This window comes from Beijerinckia sp. L45 (assembly GCF_009765775.1).
Taxonomy (GTDB): Bacteria; Pseudomonadota; Alphaproteobacteria; order Rhizobiales; family Beijerinckiaceae; genus RH-AL1.
Window position 1 is genome coordinate 9,960 of record NZ_LMUU01000245.1, and the last position, 778, is coordinate 10,737.

The 778-nt window shown below is 69.5% G+C and carries 1 protein-coding gene; it reads left to right on the top strand.

Going from position 1 to position 778, the window contains the following annotated elements:
• Positions 1-778: IMP dehydrogenase (locus GSQ79_RS25330; RefSeq protein ID WP_246725581.1), on the top strand; the 778-nt coding region annotated here is incomplete at both ends.

The window sequence follows — 778 nt, forward strand, 5'->3', positions numbered from 1 at the left end:
GCGCAAGGTCAAGCGCTACGAGAGCGGCATGGTGGTCAACCCTATCACCATCTTCCCCGACGAGACGCTGGCCGACGCGCTGGCGCTGATGAAGCGCCACGGCATATCCGGGTTTCCCGTGGTCGAGCGCGGCGGCGCGCCGGGGCGGCCGACCAAGCTGGTCGGCATTCTGACCAACCGCGACGTGCGCTTCGCCGACCATCCGGACCAGCCGGTGAGCGAGCTGATGACCAAGAACGTCATCACCGTGCGCGAGGGCGTCAGCAAGGAGGAGGCGCGGCGCCTGCTGCACCACCACCGCCTGGAAAAGCTGCTGGTGGTCGACGACGACTTCCGCTGCGTCGGCCTGCTCACGGTGAAGGACATCGAAAAGGCGACGCAGCACCCGACCGCCAGCAAGGACGGCGAGGGGCGGCTGCGCGTCGCGGCGGCCTCCACCGTCGGCGACAAGGGCTATGAGCGGGCGATGCTGCTGATCGACGCCGGGGTCGACTGCATCGTGGTCGACACCGCCCACGGGCACTCGCAGTCCGTCCTCGACCAGGTGACGCGGATCAAGCGGGTGTCGAACCGCGTATCCCTGATCGCCGGCAACGTCGCCACCGCCGACGGCGCCAAGGCGCTGATCGATGCGGGCGCCGACTGCATCAAGGTCGGCATCGGCCCGGGCTCGATCTGCACCACCCGCATCGTCGCCGGCGTCGGCGTGCCGCAGCTCACCGCGATCATGGAATCGGCCAAGGCGGCGCGCACCGCCAACGTGCCGGTCATCGCCGAC